The organism is Rhizobium sp. O111, assembly GCF_055616315.1.
On record NZ_JBSHXL010000003.1, the window covers coordinates 629,239 to 642,691 of the forward strand.

At 55.9% G+C, this 13,453-nt stretch carries 17 protein-coding genes; 6 read left to right on the forward strand and 11 right to left on the reverse strand.

Annotation, left to right across the window (positions count from 1 at the left end):
* Positions 1-40: 40 nt before the first annotated feature.
* From ACVTFQ_RS28705 to ACVTFQ_RS28735, 7 genes are all read right to left on the reverse strand, one after another.
* A complete protein-coding gene (locus ACVTFQ_RS28705) occupies positions 41-892 on the reverse strand; it encodes a carbon-nitrogen hydrolase family protein (RefSeq protein WP_111564259.1) in 852 nt (283 codons plus the stop codon).
* The gene (locus ACVTFQ_RS28710) at positions 855-1,538 is read right to left on the reverse strand and encodes an RraA family protein (RefSeq protein WP_111564258.1); all 684 of its coding nucleotides are present in this window, start codon (positions 1,536-1,538) and stop codon (positions 855-857) included. Before ACVTFQ_RS28710 ends, ACVTFQ_RS28705 begins: the two co-directional genes overlap by 38 nt.
* A 24-nt stretch (positions 1,539-1,562) precedes the next feature.
* Positions 1,563-2,429 (reverse strand): TauD/TfdA dioxygenase family protein, encoded by an 867-nt coding sequence (locus ACVTFQ_RS28715; RefSeq protein WP_111564257.1) that lies wholly within the window; start codon positions 2,427-2,429, stop codon positions 1,563-1,565.
* Between the two features lie 118 nt (positions 2,430-2,547).
* Positions 2,548-3,636 (reverse strand): ABC transporter ATP-binding protein, encoded by a 1,089-nt coding sequence (locus tag ACVTFQ_RS28720; protein WP_111564256.1) that lies wholly within the window; start codon positions 3,634-3,636, stop codon positions 2,548-2,550.
* Positions 3,633-4,436 (reverse strand): ABC transporter permease, encoded by an 804-nt coding sequence (locus tag ACVTFQ_RS28725; protein WP_111564255.1) that lies wholly within the window; start codon positions 4,434-4,436, stop codon positions 3,633-3,635. Before ACVTFQ_RS28725 ends, ACVTFQ_RS28720 begins: the two co-directional genes overlap by 4 nt.
* Before the next feature lies 1 nt (position 4,437).
* The gene (locus ACVTFQ_RS28730; RefSeq protein ID WP_413395430.1) at positions 4,438-5,331 is read right to left on the reverse strand and encodes an ABC transporter permease; all 894 of its coding nucleotides are present in this window, start codon (positions 5,329-5,331) and stop codon (positions 4,438-4,440) included.
* Positions 5,332-5,340: 9 nt separating this feature from the next.
* The gene (locus ACVTFQ_RS28735) at positions 5,341-6,384 is read right to left on the reverse strand and encodes an ABC transporter substrate-binding protein (protein WP_111564254.1); all 1,044 of its coding nucleotides are present in this window, start codon (positions 6,382-6,384) and stop codon (positions 5,341-5,343) included.
* Between the two features lie 451 nt (positions 6,385-6,835).
* On the opposite strand from ACVTFQ_RS28735, the gene ACVTFQ_RS28740 reads away from it, so the two are divergent.
* Positions 6,836-7,144: a DUF736 domain-containing protein gene (locus ACVTFQ_RS28740; protein ID WP_111564253.1), complete on the forward strand. Its 309-nt coding sequence runs from the start codon at positions 6,836-6,838 to the stop codon at positions 7,142-7,144.
* A gap of 60 nt (positions 7,145-7,204) precedes the next feature.
* Here the strand turns inward: ACVTFQ_RS28740 and ACVTFQ_RS28745 are convergent, their stop codons facing one another.
* Positions 7,205-7,330 carry a hypothetical protein gene (locus tag ACVTFQ_RS28745; RefSeq protein WP_413395427.1) on the reverse strand — a complete coding sequence of 42 codons (126 nt, stop codon included), beginning with the start codon at positions 7,328-7,330 and terminating at the stop codon, positions 7,205-7,207.
* Positions 7,331-7,505: 175 nt separating this feature from the next.
* Between ACVTFQ_RS28745 and ACVTFQ_RS28750 the strand changes: the two genes are divergently transcribed.
* On the forward strand, positions 7,506-7,898 hold the full coding sequence (locus ACVTFQ_RS28750) for a hypothetical protein (RefSeq protein ID WP_413395425.1): 393 nt from the start codon (positions 7,506-7,508) through the stop codon (positions 7,896-7,898).
* 201 nt (positions 7,899-8,099) lie between these two features.
* Here ACVTFQ_RS28750 and ACVTFQ_RS28755 read toward each other — a convergent pair.
* A protein-coding gene (locus ACVTFQ_RS28755; protein ID WP_283193918.1) for an IS5 family transposase occupies positions 8,100-8,878 on the reverse strand; the annotation gives its coding sequence in 2 pieces (ribosomal slippage) (positions 8,100-8,549 and positions 8,552-8,878; 777 coding nt in all).
* 272 nt (positions 8,879-9,150) lie between these two features.
* On the opposite strand from ACVTFQ_RS28755, the gene ACVTFQ_RS28760 reads away from it, so the two are divergent.
* Both ACVTFQ_RS28760 and ACVTFQ_RS28765 read left to right on the forward strand, forming a co-directional pair.
* A complete protein-coding gene (locus ACVTFQ_RS28760) occupies positions 9,151-9,582 on the forward strand; it encodes a hypothetical protein (RefSeq protein ID WP_111564252.1) in 432 nt (143 codons plus the stop codon).
* A 188-nt stretch (positions 9,583-9,770) separates the two neighbouring features.
* Positions 9,771-10,838, forward strand: a complete 1,068-nt coding sequence (locus ACVTFQ_RS28765) for a GlxA family transcriptional regulator (protein ID WP_111564251.1) — start codon at positions 9,771-9,773, stop codon at positions 10,836-10,838.
* Positions 10,839-11,014: 176 nt separating this feature from the next.
* Here the strand turns inward: ACVTFQ_RS28765 and traR are convergent, their stop codons facing one another.
* Positions 11,015-11,719 (reverse strand): autoinducer-binding transcriptional regulator TraR, encoded by a 705-nt coding sequence (gene traR, locus ACVTFQ_RS28770; protein WP_112435696.1) that lies wholly within the window; start codon positions 11,717-11,719, stop codon positions 11,015-11,017.
* Between the two features lie 292 nt (positions 11,720-12,011).
* Here traR and ACVTFQ_RS28775 point away from each other — a divergent pair, with 292 nt between their 5' ends.
* Positions 12,012-12,191 carry a hypothetical protein gene (locus ACVTFQ_RS28775; protein ID WP_470424359.1) on the forward strand — a complete coding sequence of 60 codons (180 nt, stop codon included), beginning with the start codon at positions 12,012-12,014 and terminating at the stop codon, positions 12,189-12,191.
* 207 nt (positions 12,192-12,398) lie between these two features.
* Positions 12,399-12,803, forward strand: coding sequence for a hypothetical protein (locus tag ACVTFQ_RS28780; protein WP_470424360.1), 405 nt, complete (start codon positions 12,399-12,401; stop codon positions 12,801-12,803).
* A gap of 23 nt (positions 12,804-12,826) precedes the next feature.
* Here ACVTFQ_RS28780 and ACVTFQ_RS28785 read toward each other — a convergent pair whose 3' ends face one another.
* Positions 12,827-13,441, reverse strand: coding sequence for a TraH family protein (locus ACVTFQ_RS28785; protein WP_111564339.1), 615 nt, complete (start codon positions 13,439-13,441; stop codon positions 12,827-12,829).
* Positions 13,442-13,453 lie beyond the last annotated feature (12 nt).

A 13,453-nucleotide genomic window follows, 5' to 3' on the forward strand; every position in this document is an offset into this window, starting at 1 on the left:
GTAAATCTTGATGAAGTTTTCCGGCGAACGGAAAGTATTGTCAGCTGGAGTGCCGAACCTGCATCCGCGGCGTGTTCATGTCGACCCGATGGCTTGCCATGGGAATTAGCTCCTTCACATCTTCAAGTCGCTTTCGGTCAAGCTTGACATGAAGGACGCATGGCTTTTGGCCCGCATTTGCAATGACCTCGCCCCAAGGGTCAACAACCAGCGATGTGCCAAATGTTTCTCGAGGTTCGCCATTCAAGGCGGGGTAACTGCCACATTGACCGCATGCGACAAAGAAGGCCTGATACTCGATCGCCCTCGCGCGGCACAAGACCTCCCAATGGGCTTCCCCCGTCTGTCGTGTGAACGCGGCGGGGAGAATGAAGATGTCGACGGCCTCTTGCGCTAGCCGGTCGAAGAGGCGTGAGAAGCGCAAATCGTAGCAGATCGCGCACCCGATCTTCCACCCCTTCAGCTCATAGACAAGGAGATCATCTCCCGCCGTGACGACCGTGGATTCGGCATACCGCGCTCCATTTGGTGTGGTGATATCGAAGAGATGGATCTTGCGATACGCTCCGACACGGCTTCCTTTAGCATCGAAAATGACAGTCGTGTTAAATACCTTGCCGCTTTGCGAGCATCGCTCCATGAGGCTGCCAGCATGAACAAAGACGCGGTGTCGTCGCGCGAAATCTCGGACGCATTCGTACGCCTGACCTCCCGGCACGAAATCGGCCGCGGCGCGCTTATCGTCGGAAGATCCTCCCATCCAATCAAAATGCTCGGGAAGAACGATGAGATCGGGACTGCCGGCGACCGCTTCAGTCATCATGCGTTCGACCTCAGCCAGGTTGCGGCGAAGATCAGGCTGAGAGCTCATCTGAATCAATGCGATTTTCACGTGCAGGTTCCTTGAAATCAAATATTGAATGACCAGCGGCCAGATGGTCGCGGATCAGCGTGGAGCGTTTCTGGCGAGCGAGTGCGTTCTCGGCAATCGATCGCATGGCCTGACGCTCAGTTGCGAAGACACCGCAGCAGTCGGCGAGGATGGCGTAACCTGGTAGGATCGCGCTTCGGCCACAAGCTATCGGGACGTTGAGCGATCCGCCGATGTTGAACCGCCGGTTGGTGGTTTTGGAAGACGTGCCTCTGCACCATACCGGCAGACCAGTAGCAATGATCTCCTGCGGGTCGGTGCACGGCCCATCTATTATGATTCCCGCCGCTCCCTTGGCCTTGACTGCAGTGGCCACACCTCCACCAACGCATGCGATATCGTCGCCGTCGACGCGGGAAATAACCAATACATCGCCTGGCAAAAGTTGGTCGACGGCGCGATAGATGATGGCACCGTCGCGGCCAGGCGCCGCGACGGTCACCGCCACCCCGGCGACACGAGCCGAGAATAGCGGAACGATACCGGCTCCAACGAACCCGAGATGTTCGGTGTGGCCGATCGTGGCCGTCTCGACCAGAGACAAGAGCTCAACTAACTCTGATGACAGGGGTGGATGGCGCTCAAAGAGCCGATAAAGTCCAGCCATGGCCGAGAACCTCTCTTGTCCGGCTTAGATCGGGCGTTCGCCGGATGTCGTCGTGCGGTGCATGACGCGGACGAAAGAAGGATCGAATGAATCGCGTCGGTGCATGGTGCAGCGGTTGTCCCACATCATGATGTCTCCTTCGTCCCAGCTCTGAACGAAAACGTGGCTACCGTTCGTTGTGTGATCCCACAGCTCCGCGAGTATGGCATTGCTTTCATGAATGCTCATACCGACAATCCATGCGCCATCCGATGTGCCACCAAGGTAAAGGGCTTTTCGTCCCGTTTCGCCGTGTGTTCGTACCAGAGGGTGGACAATACCGCTCCATTCTCGAAAGTCCCGGCTGCTTGGCTCCTCTTTCCCGAGTCTGATCTTCCCGGTCTTGTCATAAACGTTCTGGAAGAAGATCTGCCGGCCATCGATGGCTGCCTTTAGCGCGGCCGGTAGCGTCTCATATGCAATGTAGGTGGAAAGGAAGTAGGTATCTCCGCCCGAAGGCGGAATTTTTATGGCGCGCAAGATGGCGCCTGCTGGCGGCTTCTCATAGAACCAGGTATCCGTGTGCCAGGTCGCTTCGCTGTTGCCCATCGCGCCGCTTGGTTTTCCGTCCTTCATTGCGTTGCTGATCACCAGAATTTCTGGGTGGGACGGGTGACCACCCTCCTGCAGCTGCTTTGGATGAATAACAAATTCACCGAAGTGTCGCGAGAACCTCACCTGCTGGTCGTCTGTAATGCGTGTATGCTTGAAACGAATGACCCCATACTGGAGCCAGTATTTGCGGATCTCGTTGATATCGCGCTCATCATAGCGAGCGAAGTCGAAACCCACGATGTCCGCGCAGACATTGCTGTCATGCTGGACCGCGGTTATCTTTTCTCTTGTCAACATTCTCGTATCTCCTGCGGATGAGCCTCCTTTTGAGGCTGTCCTGATCTTATTTGGGAGCTTGACGCGTGCTCCAATAAAGAAGCAGTTGCATTGATAAGCGATGGTTATCGACCGATTGCTACTCCTTCAGGAGCGTGACAGCCGAGGGATCGATCCCAAGCCTTATCGGCTCGCCCGTCGCCGGCAGAAAGCCTGCTTCCGCCGATCGGACCGCCGCGCAAAGAGAAAGGCCCGAGCCGATCTGAATTGACAACTCCAGGGACGCCCCGAGATTCGTCACGCGATCAAGTCGACCTTCCAGAACGTTGAGGTGTTCTTGGGCCACGAATGGCGTGTCCCCCAACACGAGCACATCCTCAAGGCGGATGACGCCATAGTGCGGTGTTGCATGAGAGGGCGCGACAGCCACCCTCAGTGTAATCTGGCTGCCGGTGACCGCCACCTCGCAACCTCCCGGTCGCTTCACCATCCGTTCAACACCGATGATGTTCGATCGGCCGATAAAGTCCGCCACGAAGGTTGAAACTGGATGTCGATAGAGTGCATCCGGCTTCCCCTGCTGGGCGATGACCCCGTTCGACATGACCACGATGCGGTCTGACATCGCCATCGCTTCTTCCTGATCATGGGTGACATATACAAAGGTCATGTTGAGCTCACGTTGTATGTCCTTCAGCTCGCCACGCATGGATTCCCGCAGTTTCAGGTCGAGGTTTGACAGTGGTTCGTCCAGGAGAAGAACGGATGGCCTGGGTGCCAAGGCGCGGGCGAGGGCGACACGCTGCTGTTGTCCACCGGAAAGTTCCTTCGGGTAACGATCAGCCAGTTTTTCGAGATGTACGCCACGCAGGCTCTTTTCCACGATTGAAGCGATCTCGATCTTGGGGGTTCGCTTCATCTTGAGGCCGAATGCGACATTCTCAGCCACGGTCATATGAGGAAAGAGCGCGTAGTTCTGGAAGACAAGCCCGATATTTCGCGCCTCTGGTGGCACATTTACCTGACTTCGACCTCGTATTTTGATGTCTCCGCGGCTTGGCCGGTTGAAGCCGGCAATCATGTTGAGCGTCGTGGTCTTGCCACAACCGGACGGTCCGAGAACGCTCACGAACTCGCCTTTCGGGATCTGCAGGTCGATGTCCTTGACGACCGAAATCGCGCCAAACGCCTTGCTTACGCAAACCAGTTCGATATCAAGTTCGCTCATTTGCTACCTCCATGAAGCTGGGCGGAGAAGCCGCCAAATTTTTCGAATGCGAGGATGACGACGAGGATGAATATCATCGACGCCACATTGACCGCCGCCAGGACCGGATCGAGGCTGTATTCGAGATAATTGATCACGGTTATGGGGAGCGTCGTGTCTCCGGGACGTACGAGAAACACGGACAATGGAATGTTGTTGAAGGAAATAACGAACGCGAACGTCATGCCGGACAGAACACCCGGCTTAATCGCCGGAAGCAGAATATGCCAGACCCGCTGCCAGCGACTAGCACCTAGGACTTGACCCGCCCGATCAAGGTTGCCGTCGAAATTCGCGATCGCGGTGGCGGCCATTCTAATCACGAAAGGAAGCGCGAGCACGCAATGGGCTGCGATCAAGGAGGGCGTTCCAAGCAGGGGCTGCAGGCCAAGGATGGAGAGAAACAGAACGATCGCGACCCCTTTGACAATTTGTGGAACTGAAAGCGGGGACAAAAGCGCGGCCATGACCGCGCTGCCGCCTGGGATACGTTCGAAAGCCACGATGTAAGCGGCGAGCGTACCAATGATGCCGCTTATCAGCGACACCGCTATCGCGATTTTCACGCTGAGCGCGAACGGCGCCAGCCATCGCTGCGAGACGAGGTCCTGATACCAGCGAAGCGTCCACGCCGATGGACTGAAGGTGACGTCGGCCGTTGGGCTTAGCGATGCGGCCACGACCACCAGCAGCGGAAGCGTGATAAATGTCAGAACAATCACGAGGGCAGACCAAAAGAGAATGGAAATCAGCCGGTTCATTTCAACCTCCGTGTCTTTCACCGCGCTTGTCGCGCAGACGTGTCTCGACGTTCAAGCCAGCGTAGGAGACAACGAGCATGAGAACGAGCAGTGCGTTCGCCATGACCGCGGCGAATGACCAATCCACGTAAAAGAGCACTTGTTCGGATATCATGGTCGCGAGGACCTTGAAGCCTGCTCCTCCGAGAAGCGCGGGGGTCGCATAGGCGCTCGCCGCCATCGTGAACGACAACAGGAGCGCGCTGACAATTCCGGGCACTGACAATGGCACGAGGATCATTGTGATGACCGAGAGCCGGTTTGCGCCGAGCATCTGAGCTGCTCGTTCGAGATTTTGATCTATGCCTTGAATGCTTGTCGTGAGCGACAGAATCGCAAAAGGAAGGACCACATGCGTGAGGCCCACCACCACCGCGAAAAGGTTCTTCGATAAGCGCAACGGCTGATCAATAAGACCCCAGTGCAGAAGGATGTCATTGATGAAGCCGCGATCTTCCAGAATAATGAGCCATCCATAGGTTCGCAGCACGACCCCTGCGAGTTCCGGAGCAAGCGCGAGCGCTAGAACAACGATGCGAAATCTGCTTTTCGTACGTGCGAGATAATAGGCTAGTGGAAATGCCAGCGCGGTCGCGGCCACCGCCACGAGACATGACATTATCGCGGTTCGCCAAAAGCCCTTCAGCGTCAAGCCGTCATTTAGGAACCGTTCATAAGCTTGGAGGCCCAGGGCGCCCGAGGACGGATCGTGGAAGCTTGTCCCGATCATCATCCCCATGGGCATTGCAAAGAAGAATACGAGCATGAGGCCGGCGGGCGACAGCCCGAAAGCCGGTAAGAAACTGTGGCGCGAGCCGCGTCGCCGGTCGGGGAGATCAAGTGCGAGTATGGTCATGTTCCTTCCTCACTCCTGATGCGCGACAACGTCGCGCTCCCATTGCTCTCCCCACTCTCGCAGGCGTGCGGCAATAACGGAGAGATCCGGCAAGAGCAGACTTTCAAGGTCCGCTTCCGTCGTGATCTGTCGGGCTCTCACTTCATCTGGAACGTCGATATCTGTCCGTGCGCTGCCAACCTTGTAAGCACGCACCCACGCTTCCTGACTGGTCTTGTCCAGAAAGAAATCGATGAACTTCCTCGCAGATGCCTTGTGTTCCGCCGAGATCGGAATGTTGAGCGTCGCGATCAGTGGAATGGTCCCTTCAAGCGGTCGAACGTAGTCGACCGGGAAGCCACTCTCCACCAACAGTTGGGCGCGACCGTTCCAGAACGGCATGGCCCAGACCGTTCCGTCCTTGATATAGCTTTCCAAGATTGCCGAGCTCTGCTCAAATCCGATAGACTGCCTTGCAACCTCGGACATCGCCTTGAAGCCTGGGTTAAGATTCCCCGTTAAATCGCCGCCGTTCATGGTCGCGAAAATCTCGACCAGATACAGCGCCATGATATTCTGGAATGTCGGCAGCACGATCCTGCCTTTTAGTTCTGGCGATGCAAGCGCGGACCACGACCGGGGCGGTGACGCCATCTTATCGGTCCGGTACAGGAGCGACATGTACTGAAGCTCGTGGACAGCGCCGCAAGGGCCCGCCGAGCCGGCGAGTTTGGGTGCCACGTGGCGAAGGTTAGGGATGGCTACAGGATCAAGTCGTTCCAGCACGCCATCGTGACAGCCTTGCAACGATTGAGAGGCGGTCATCACAACGACATCAAAACCCGGGCGGCCCCTGGTTGCCTTGATCTTGGCATAGTCCTGCGACGCCGCGCCGACAGCGTCGTAGACGACATCTATGCCCGTTTGCCGCTCGAATGGTTCAATTATCTCGCGCCGGATGATGTCTTCGTATGGGCCCCCATAGCTGTTGACGACAAGGGTCTCGGCGTGAAGTGCCGGAGCCAGGCAGAGGCTCGATACCGCGACCAACATGGCGGCATGAATCTTTCTCATGGTTGTTCTCGCTGTTGACGTTGTTCCCGGAGGAAAGGTCGTCATCTGCGTGGCGCCGGTCCAATAGCGTATTACGACGATTCATTCGCTGGCCCTATAAGTGCAGGCCAAGTCAACGAGCGCCGCCTTTAGTGGAGGCGGATCTTCGCGGACACGGCAAGGGGCAATCATGTTGTTACTTGTCTTGAGGGCGTCCGCGAATAGTAGCGCGGCGCGCCGCTGCTCGTGACGCCAAGAACATGTTTCGCCAAACGTGTTTAAGCTGGGCGCGCACCTGATCCGCGCCGAGCCAATGTCACCAGCGCGCATCACGCTCCACCTCTACTCGCAGATCTGCGACTTGCCGCGCCGTACTCCCTTGCGCCTTATATCGGCGGGCTAGTTTCTGATGGCCCTTTTCAACAGCTGCCGGCGCGAAGTCCGGAGCACCAAGAATTGAAAGGAACGAAGAATGGCAACGATTGGGACTTTTGCCGCTACCGAGAGCGGCTACACCGGCTCTATTCGTACGCTGGCAATGAACATCAAGGCACGCATTGACCGAGTTGAAAGCCCCTCCGAGAAAGGACCTCAGTACAGGATTTACTCAGGCGCCGTTGAGTTTGGAGCCGCATGGAAAAAGACCTCCGACCAAGGCCGTGACTACCTGTCGATCAAGCTCGACGATCCTAGTTTCGCCGCTCCAATCTACGCAACGCTCGCCGACGTAGAGGGAGAGGACGATCTCAAGCTTATCTGGTCCCGTCCAAACCGAGATTGAGATAGCATAACGGCCAGCTTCCCCGGGGCGTTGCGATCTGCGCTTCGGGGTCGACGAATTTCAAGGAGACGCCGTGTGGGAGACATCGGAAGGAGCCAATGTGCGATACCCGCGAAGATGCTTGTGTTTGAGCAGATCGAGAGAAAGCCGCACGGCATCCTGTTCGTGTTCAAACTGATGGTTCATGGCCTGTCCTCCACGCAGCTAACTTGACGGGGCACTTGAAACGTTCTCGATTTGATGGATTTTCCCGCCCACCTTCGTGCTCTTCGTTCGCCAAGACCGTCGCGGGGTGGACGACAATGTTGACACTCTGCTTTGTACGGTACAAACAAGGCTGTTAATTATCTAGGAGACGTTCATGGCCGACGAAATTTCCGAAAATCCGACAAGCGCAGAGCCGGCGGTGTCGCAGGAACAACCTAAGAAAACGCGTGCGCGCCGTCGAAGCAAGGAAGAGATGGCCGCCGCACTCGCCGAGAAGAATTCCAAACGTGCATCGAAAACCAAGTCGGTGTCCCTGGGGTCCTCCGTGAGCGTCGTGGCGAAACCGACACAAAAGGTTGCAACCAAGGCAGCTTCGCTCAAGGTCACGAAAGGCAAGAAAAACCTCGAACCTTCCACTCCTGTCGGAGCCGCCGGTCTCGCTGATCTGATTGCGCTCGAATCTGAAAATCAGAGGCTTCGCAAGTCGTTGGCGCAGAAGCTCCGTGCCGAAAACGCAGACCTTCGTAAGAAGCTCGGCCTGGATTAGAACTAGGCTTCCTTTACTGGGCGGCTCGGTCCTTGATCCGGCGCCGACTGTTGAACGTGACCGGGCCAGCGTCATCCGCTTGCGACGAAAGCTCCATACCGGCCAATCATTGAGCCGACCGAAGCGTTCTAACTGGAGATAGCCAAGCGCCACTTATCGGGAGGCGGTTGGCCATGCCTTCACCGAGGTTTGTTCCGAGGATTAGGACGTGGACTCGCAAACTGAATTGATCCAAATTCGTGTCGCAACGAGTTTCAGTGCAGCAAGGTAATTGTCAGGGCGACGGTCGTAGCGCGTGGCCAGGCCCCGCATGTGTTTGATACGATTGAAGAACCTCTCCACTTGGTTTCGCTGCCTATAGACCCAGCGACTGAAGCTGAAGCTCTGCTTCCGATTTATCTTTGTTGGGATGTTAGCCCAAGCCTTGCGGCCTTTCACAAACGCTCGGATCGCATCCGTGTCATACGCTTTATCTGCAAGTAGCGTCGTGCCTGGTTCGATGTCAGATATCAGCCTCTCAGCGACCGGAGCATCCGCTGCCTGGCCTGCTGTCAGCTCCATTCGTAACGGTCGGCCATCCGCATCGACCATGGCATGGATTTTGGTCGTCAGGCCGCCGCGCGAACGTCCCATGCAAGGATCGGTAGAGCCCCCTTTTTTGCGTTGGCACCATGCTGGTGAACGCGCACACACGACGAGTCGATCATAACTATATCGCCGTCGTAACGCCTTGATACCGCTTCAAGAAGTCGGTCCCAAACGCCGGCTTTACGCCAGCGCGAGAACCGATTGTAAAGTGTAGTACGAGGGCCGTAGCGCTCAGGGATATCCCGCCAAGAGCAGCCAGTTCTGAAACGCCACAAAATGCCATTGATCACCCGGCGGTCATCAACACGTTCGACACCACGGCTCTTATTCGGCAAAAGTGGTGCGATAATCGCCCACTCTTCATCGCTAAGTTCATGACGGCGCATATCAATCTCCTTCCAAGGACATTGAATCATCATCCTGACTAAAGCGAAACCCTTTAATGGGGACGCGACCTAGCTTGTTATCGAATGGGTGTAGTCACGCGCGATATCGACCTTGCAAGCCGTCGGTCGCGCAACGTCCGGGCGGCACTGCTCCTTGCACTCTCGCGACGGGCTCCCGTGCCAATGGCGATTGGCGTGCGAGTAGACGGCACACGTGAATCAGCTTAGGTCTTGGGGGTGATTGGGACGTTCGCTTCTAGGGGAATTCGGGAGGTGACATGTTTGGTTTCTTTAAGCGGAAGAAGCACGCTTCGTTTTCACCTGAGGTTCAACTTCTTTGGGCCGAAATCGAGAAATTTCGTGTCCGGTATCGAGGAAATGGGAGGCCCAATGAGAGGGCTTTCGATGATGCCGCCGAGGAAATTTTTGCAACACTGATTGCTCAAGACAGTCTAGCAGCGGTTTTAGTCATCAAGCGGGGATGGTCCGTGGCGGATGCCGCGCATATGATGATCGCAGAACATGTGTCTGCCGAGATCCTGTCTGGGAAACTGCACAATTCCCGAGGCATACTTGGCGAGAAAGGCAACGCATATCTGAAGCTCTTCAAAGTATGTACGGAAAGAATGATCGGCACGGGTCGTATACCCGCCCAGGAAGGCTATGCCGGGATGCGCGAGTTCGAGCAGGAGATTGCGACCATCGGCTAGTCTCTCTCGGCCGTCGATACTATTCGACATTTCCAAAGAAATCGCGTTGCACTTCAAATGGCTTAATCTGACAAGCGAGCAGATGAGCGGACTCTTACGCGTGGCGGGTGACAGTCTCTCGTTGCAAAGTAGCTTGAAAGTGCTTCCCACGTTAAAATCAAGAATATGCGTGCTATCTTGGGAGCGCCATGATCCGCCATCAAACCTCGCAAAGTAGAACGAGTAGCAAGCCGCCGGTCAAACTTAAGATCGGCTTTTTGCTGGCTAGAAACTTTACGTTGAATGCCTTTTCCCTTTTCGTTGACACTTTACGTCTCGGAAGTGACCAAGGAGACAATTCCGGGCGGATTGCATGTGATTGGTCCGTGATGAGTTCGACGAGCCATTTCATTGCCTCAAGCTCTGGCGTTCAGGTCGTTCCAACGTCGCTTTTGAAGCCAGCTAATGATTTCACCTATCTGGTGGTCGTGGGAGGCCGTCTCAACGAAGAAGAGGTGTTGGATCCTGAAACCCTTCGATATCTAAAAAAGGCATCCGAAGACAACGTGCCTATTATTGGCCTGTGCACCGGTAGCTTTGTTCTGGCTTCGGCGGGTTTGTTGAAGGGCAAGCGGGCATGTGTCAGCTGGCTGCATCACAAGGAATTTCGCGACAGGTTCCCTGAAATCTCGGTCTCATCACACGAACTGTTCGTGGAGGACGGAGACATAATTACCTGCGCGGGGGGAAGCAGCGCGGCAGATCTCGCCGCGTTCCTGTTGAACAGGCATATTGGTGAATATGCGGAAAGAAATGCATTGGAGATACTTCAGATCAGCAGACGTCGAGATGCCAGGGAGATGCAAACTCGCAACCCGCTTGGACAGGCCGCCGATGACAAGCGGGTCGAACTGGCGCTCTTGATCATGGAGCAGCATGTGGAGGATCTGCTTGAGATCGAGGACATTGCCACGCATGTCGGTTTGTCCCGACGGCAGCTTGAACGCACATTCAGAGCAAGATTGGGGGTTTCTCCCTCCGCGGCTTATCTAACGATGCGCCTCGATAGTGCCAATCGGCTCGTTCGTACCACCGCCGTGAGCTTAGCGGAAATTGCCCTGATGACAGGTTTCGAGAATTCCTCGCACTTCATCCGCAGATTTCGAGAACGTTTCGGCGATCCTCCAGCGACGGTCAGAAAGATGCTCAAACTCGAAGTTCAAGCTATCCAGCAGCCGCTGACCACGTTGGCCAATTTGGAAGGTGATAATTCATAGCCATACCGCGATCGCATCTAGCGAGTCAGCCCGATCGGCATCATATCGGGTGGCCGATAGGTCAAGGTAAGTGCGCGCCTGCTTTCGAAATGCCGAAGCCCATCTGCAACACGGCACTATCGGGATGGCCGTTGCGTTCCGCGACCGATACTACGTCGTCGGCAATGTCAGACAAATCACATCAATCCACGTCTGATGGCCAAAGCCACCAGCTGCGTGTTATTGCAAAGGTCGTATCGGGCTCTCAACTCCTCCAATGTCTTTCGGACGGTGTTGTATTTTAGGTTTTCGACGTCGGCTACGTCTTGCACTGTTTTGCCGAGTTCAAGCCAACGTGCGAAAATCACCTCCTTCGGAGTGAGATGAAAGGGCTCCTCGACCGATGGTGTCACTTGCAGCGCCTGAATGCGAGCATGGACCTGCGCGACAGTGGAAGCCGCCATCACTGCATCGATCTCTCCATCGATGGCCGGCCGCGGCTTACTAGAAGCCAAGGTCAGCATGGCTGTCCCGCGGTTTGGCAGAGCAACTGGAACGGTAATTCCCGATCGGATGTTAAAGTCCGCGGCATTGGCGAAGAACTCCTTCTGCCGCTTGGACATCGATGCCGTATCTGTTTCTGCTGACCATGAGAAAGCGCGTCGAAGCTTCTTTGCCCGCTGAATAACGGGGTCAAGTAGCTTAAAATTGTTATGGAAATAGTGGTGTTGCCAATCGGGATGGTAATTGGATATCGCGAGGGTATGACCGAAACGAAGATCGATATAGGCATATCCGGAGAATTGGAAGCGTTCTGCTAGATCGGAAAGCGCGGATTTTAGCGTGTTCTGATCGCGTGCTATGGCGGTAATATCGAGTAAGGTGTCAAGCCAATGAGCCAAGGTAATATCCCCGTGTTGACCGCCTGCATCGCGCGAGAATAAATTGAAACATATATCCACATTTCTAGCAAGGCGAGCATTTCTGAGAGGAGGTCGAGCACCGAATTTCGGCGTCATCACTGCAAGTCTTGCGAACCGAAGCCTCCCGCTTCATCAAAGTCTCGCTGAAATGAACGTTTGCAGCGACTTAGCGAAAGGAAACTTAATACGGCGCAGCGCCTGGTTGGCGTTTGCGCTTTCGCCGGAGTCCCTGCAATAAAGTTTAGGAAACTAGCTCAGGAGGGCCTTAACGATGACAGACATCCAGCTGGAGGCGCTCATAGCGCTCATGGAAAAGCGGGCGGAAGACGCCGCCAACTCTCCAGATGACGCGCGCCGTCATCTGATGGACGCCGGCATTGTGTCTGCCGATGGCAAGCTCGCTCCGGAGTACGCGCGCGACGACGACGCTGAGGAAGCGGCCGCCGCTTGAGTTTCAATTATCCAGCATACGCTGGGCTACCACGGCTGCGACAAGGCTGTCGGTATTGCTGCGCTAACTGGCGCATCACCCGTTCTCCCGAGTGAAAAGGCTTATGACTGGCTCGGATTCGGCATCTATTTTCGGGAAAACGATCCTGAGCGGGCGCTTGAATGGGCGACGCAAAAAGCTGAATCTGGCGCCTACGAAGAGCCTTTCGTGATCGGGGCAATTATCGATCTTGGCAATTGCCTCGACCTCATTACTCGCAAGTACGTCCCTCTCATCCAGACCAGCTATCGTATGCTGAGGAGCCAGATCGAGGCGACTGGCGGAAAAATGCCTGTGAATCCCGATGCCAGAGGCGACAGGAATTCCGACAAACTGGTGCGGAAGCTGGATTGCGCCGTTATCAACTATGTCCACGAGATCGCCAAGGAAGCCACCCTTCCGGCATTTGACACGGTTCGAGGGCTATTCCCCGAAGGTAATGAAATCTACTATAGCGCTCGCTTTCACGAGCGTACCCATACGCAGATCGCTGTTCGCAATGATGCCTGCATCAAGAGGTTCTTCCTTCCGCCGGGAGAAGCGTCAGCACTGACTTTCCCGGCGTCGCCTTAACGGTCATCCATTGGAAACGCTCGCTATCTCTGACCGCCAATCCTCGACAGATCGATCCTGATACTTGCCCCATCGATATCGCTTGTGTTTGGCGGTTCGGACTCACTTACTGCCGGCGCGGGCTCGGCAGGCTCTTCCTCCACGCCCTTCGCCTTGCTGTCCACCTCGGGAACTGCGCCCCCCGGATCCTCGCCTTGAAACACGCCTTGGCCCTCGAACTGACCTGTGTTCCAGGCGTAGACCGCATCGTCGAAAATTTGCGGAAAGACCTCTGCGCTCGTGGGGTTGCCATACCATTTTCTTACGATCCGAAGGATCTTGGCGAACATCGCAGATCCCTTTCGGAGATTCTCACAAGGCTCGACCAGATCGGACGCGATCTCGGAGCTATCTTTCACGCCCACACCGGCCGGAAGCTGCGTCACGCCGACACGGACCACCGCCTGGCCGACATACTGCCGGACTATACCCATCGCCTCGTCGGGGGTTTTGGGCTTGGGAATAAGGATGAGGCGGCCACCCGATTTGACGGTGACGGCGAGTGGGTCGCCGGAGCCGACCGCAGACACGAACTGCTCAACGATAGCTGGCTTGAGCGTTGGATCGGCGCACTCCTTGATAAAGGCCGGGTCCATGATTTGGGCTCCAGG

What these genes read in the sequence shown, in the direction of transcription:
- ACVTFQ_RS28710 (WP_111564258.1), bottom strand. Translation starts at nt 1,538, where the DNA reads ATGGCTGGACTTTATCGGCTCTTTGAGCGCCATCCACCCCTGTCATCA.
- ACVTFQ_RS28715 (WP_111564257.1), bottom strand. Translation starts at nt 2,429, where the DNA reads ATGTTGACAAGAGAAAAGATAACCGCGGTCCAGCATGACAGCAATGTC.
- ACVTFQ_RS28720 (WP_111564256.1), bottom strand. Translation starts at nt 3,636, where the DNA reads ATGAGCGAACTTGATATCGAACTGGTTTGCGTAAGCAAGGCGTTTGGC.
- ACVTFQ_RS28725 (WP_111564255.1), bottom strand. Translation starts at nt 4,436, where the DNA reads ATGAACCGGCTGATTTCCATTCTCTTTTGGTCTGCCCTCGTGATTGTT.
- ACVTFQ_RS28730 (WP_413395430.1), bottom strand. Translation starts at nt 5,331, where the DNA reads ATGACCATACTCGCACTTGATCTCCCCGACCGGCGACGCGGCTCGCGC.
- ACVTFQ_RS28735 (WP_111564254.1), bottom strand. Translation starts at nt 6,384, where the DNA reads ATGAGAAAGATTCATGCCGCCATGTTGGTCGCGGTATCGAGCCTCTGC.
- ACVTFQ_RS28740 (WP_111564253.1), top strand. Translation starts at nt 6,836, where the DNA reads ATGGCAACGATTGGGACTTTTGCCGCTACCGAGAGCGGCTACACCGGC.
- ACVTFQ_RS28745 (WP_413395427.1), bottom strand. Translation starts at nt 7,330, where the DNA reads ATGAACCATCAGTTTGAACACGAACAGGATGCCGTGCGGCTTTCTCTC.
- ACVTFQ_RS28750 (WP_413395425.1), top strand. Translation starts at nt 7,506, where the DNA reads ATGGCCGACGAAATTTCCGAAAATCCGACAAGCGCAGAGCCGGCGGTG.
- ACVTFQ_RS28760 (WP_111564252.1), top strand. Translation starts at nt 9,151, where the DNA reads ATGTTTGGTTTCTTTAAGCGGAAGAAGCACGCTTCGTTTTCACCTGAG.
- ACVTFQ_RS28765 (WP_111564251.1), top strand. Translation starts at nt 9,771, where the DNA reads ATGATCCGCCATCAAACCTCGCAAAGTAGAACGAGTAGCAAGCCGCCG.
- ACVTFQ_RS28775 (WP_470424359.1), top strand. Translation starts at nt 12,012, where the DNA reads ATGACAGACATCCAGCTGGAGGCGCTCATAGCGCTCATGGAAAAGCGG.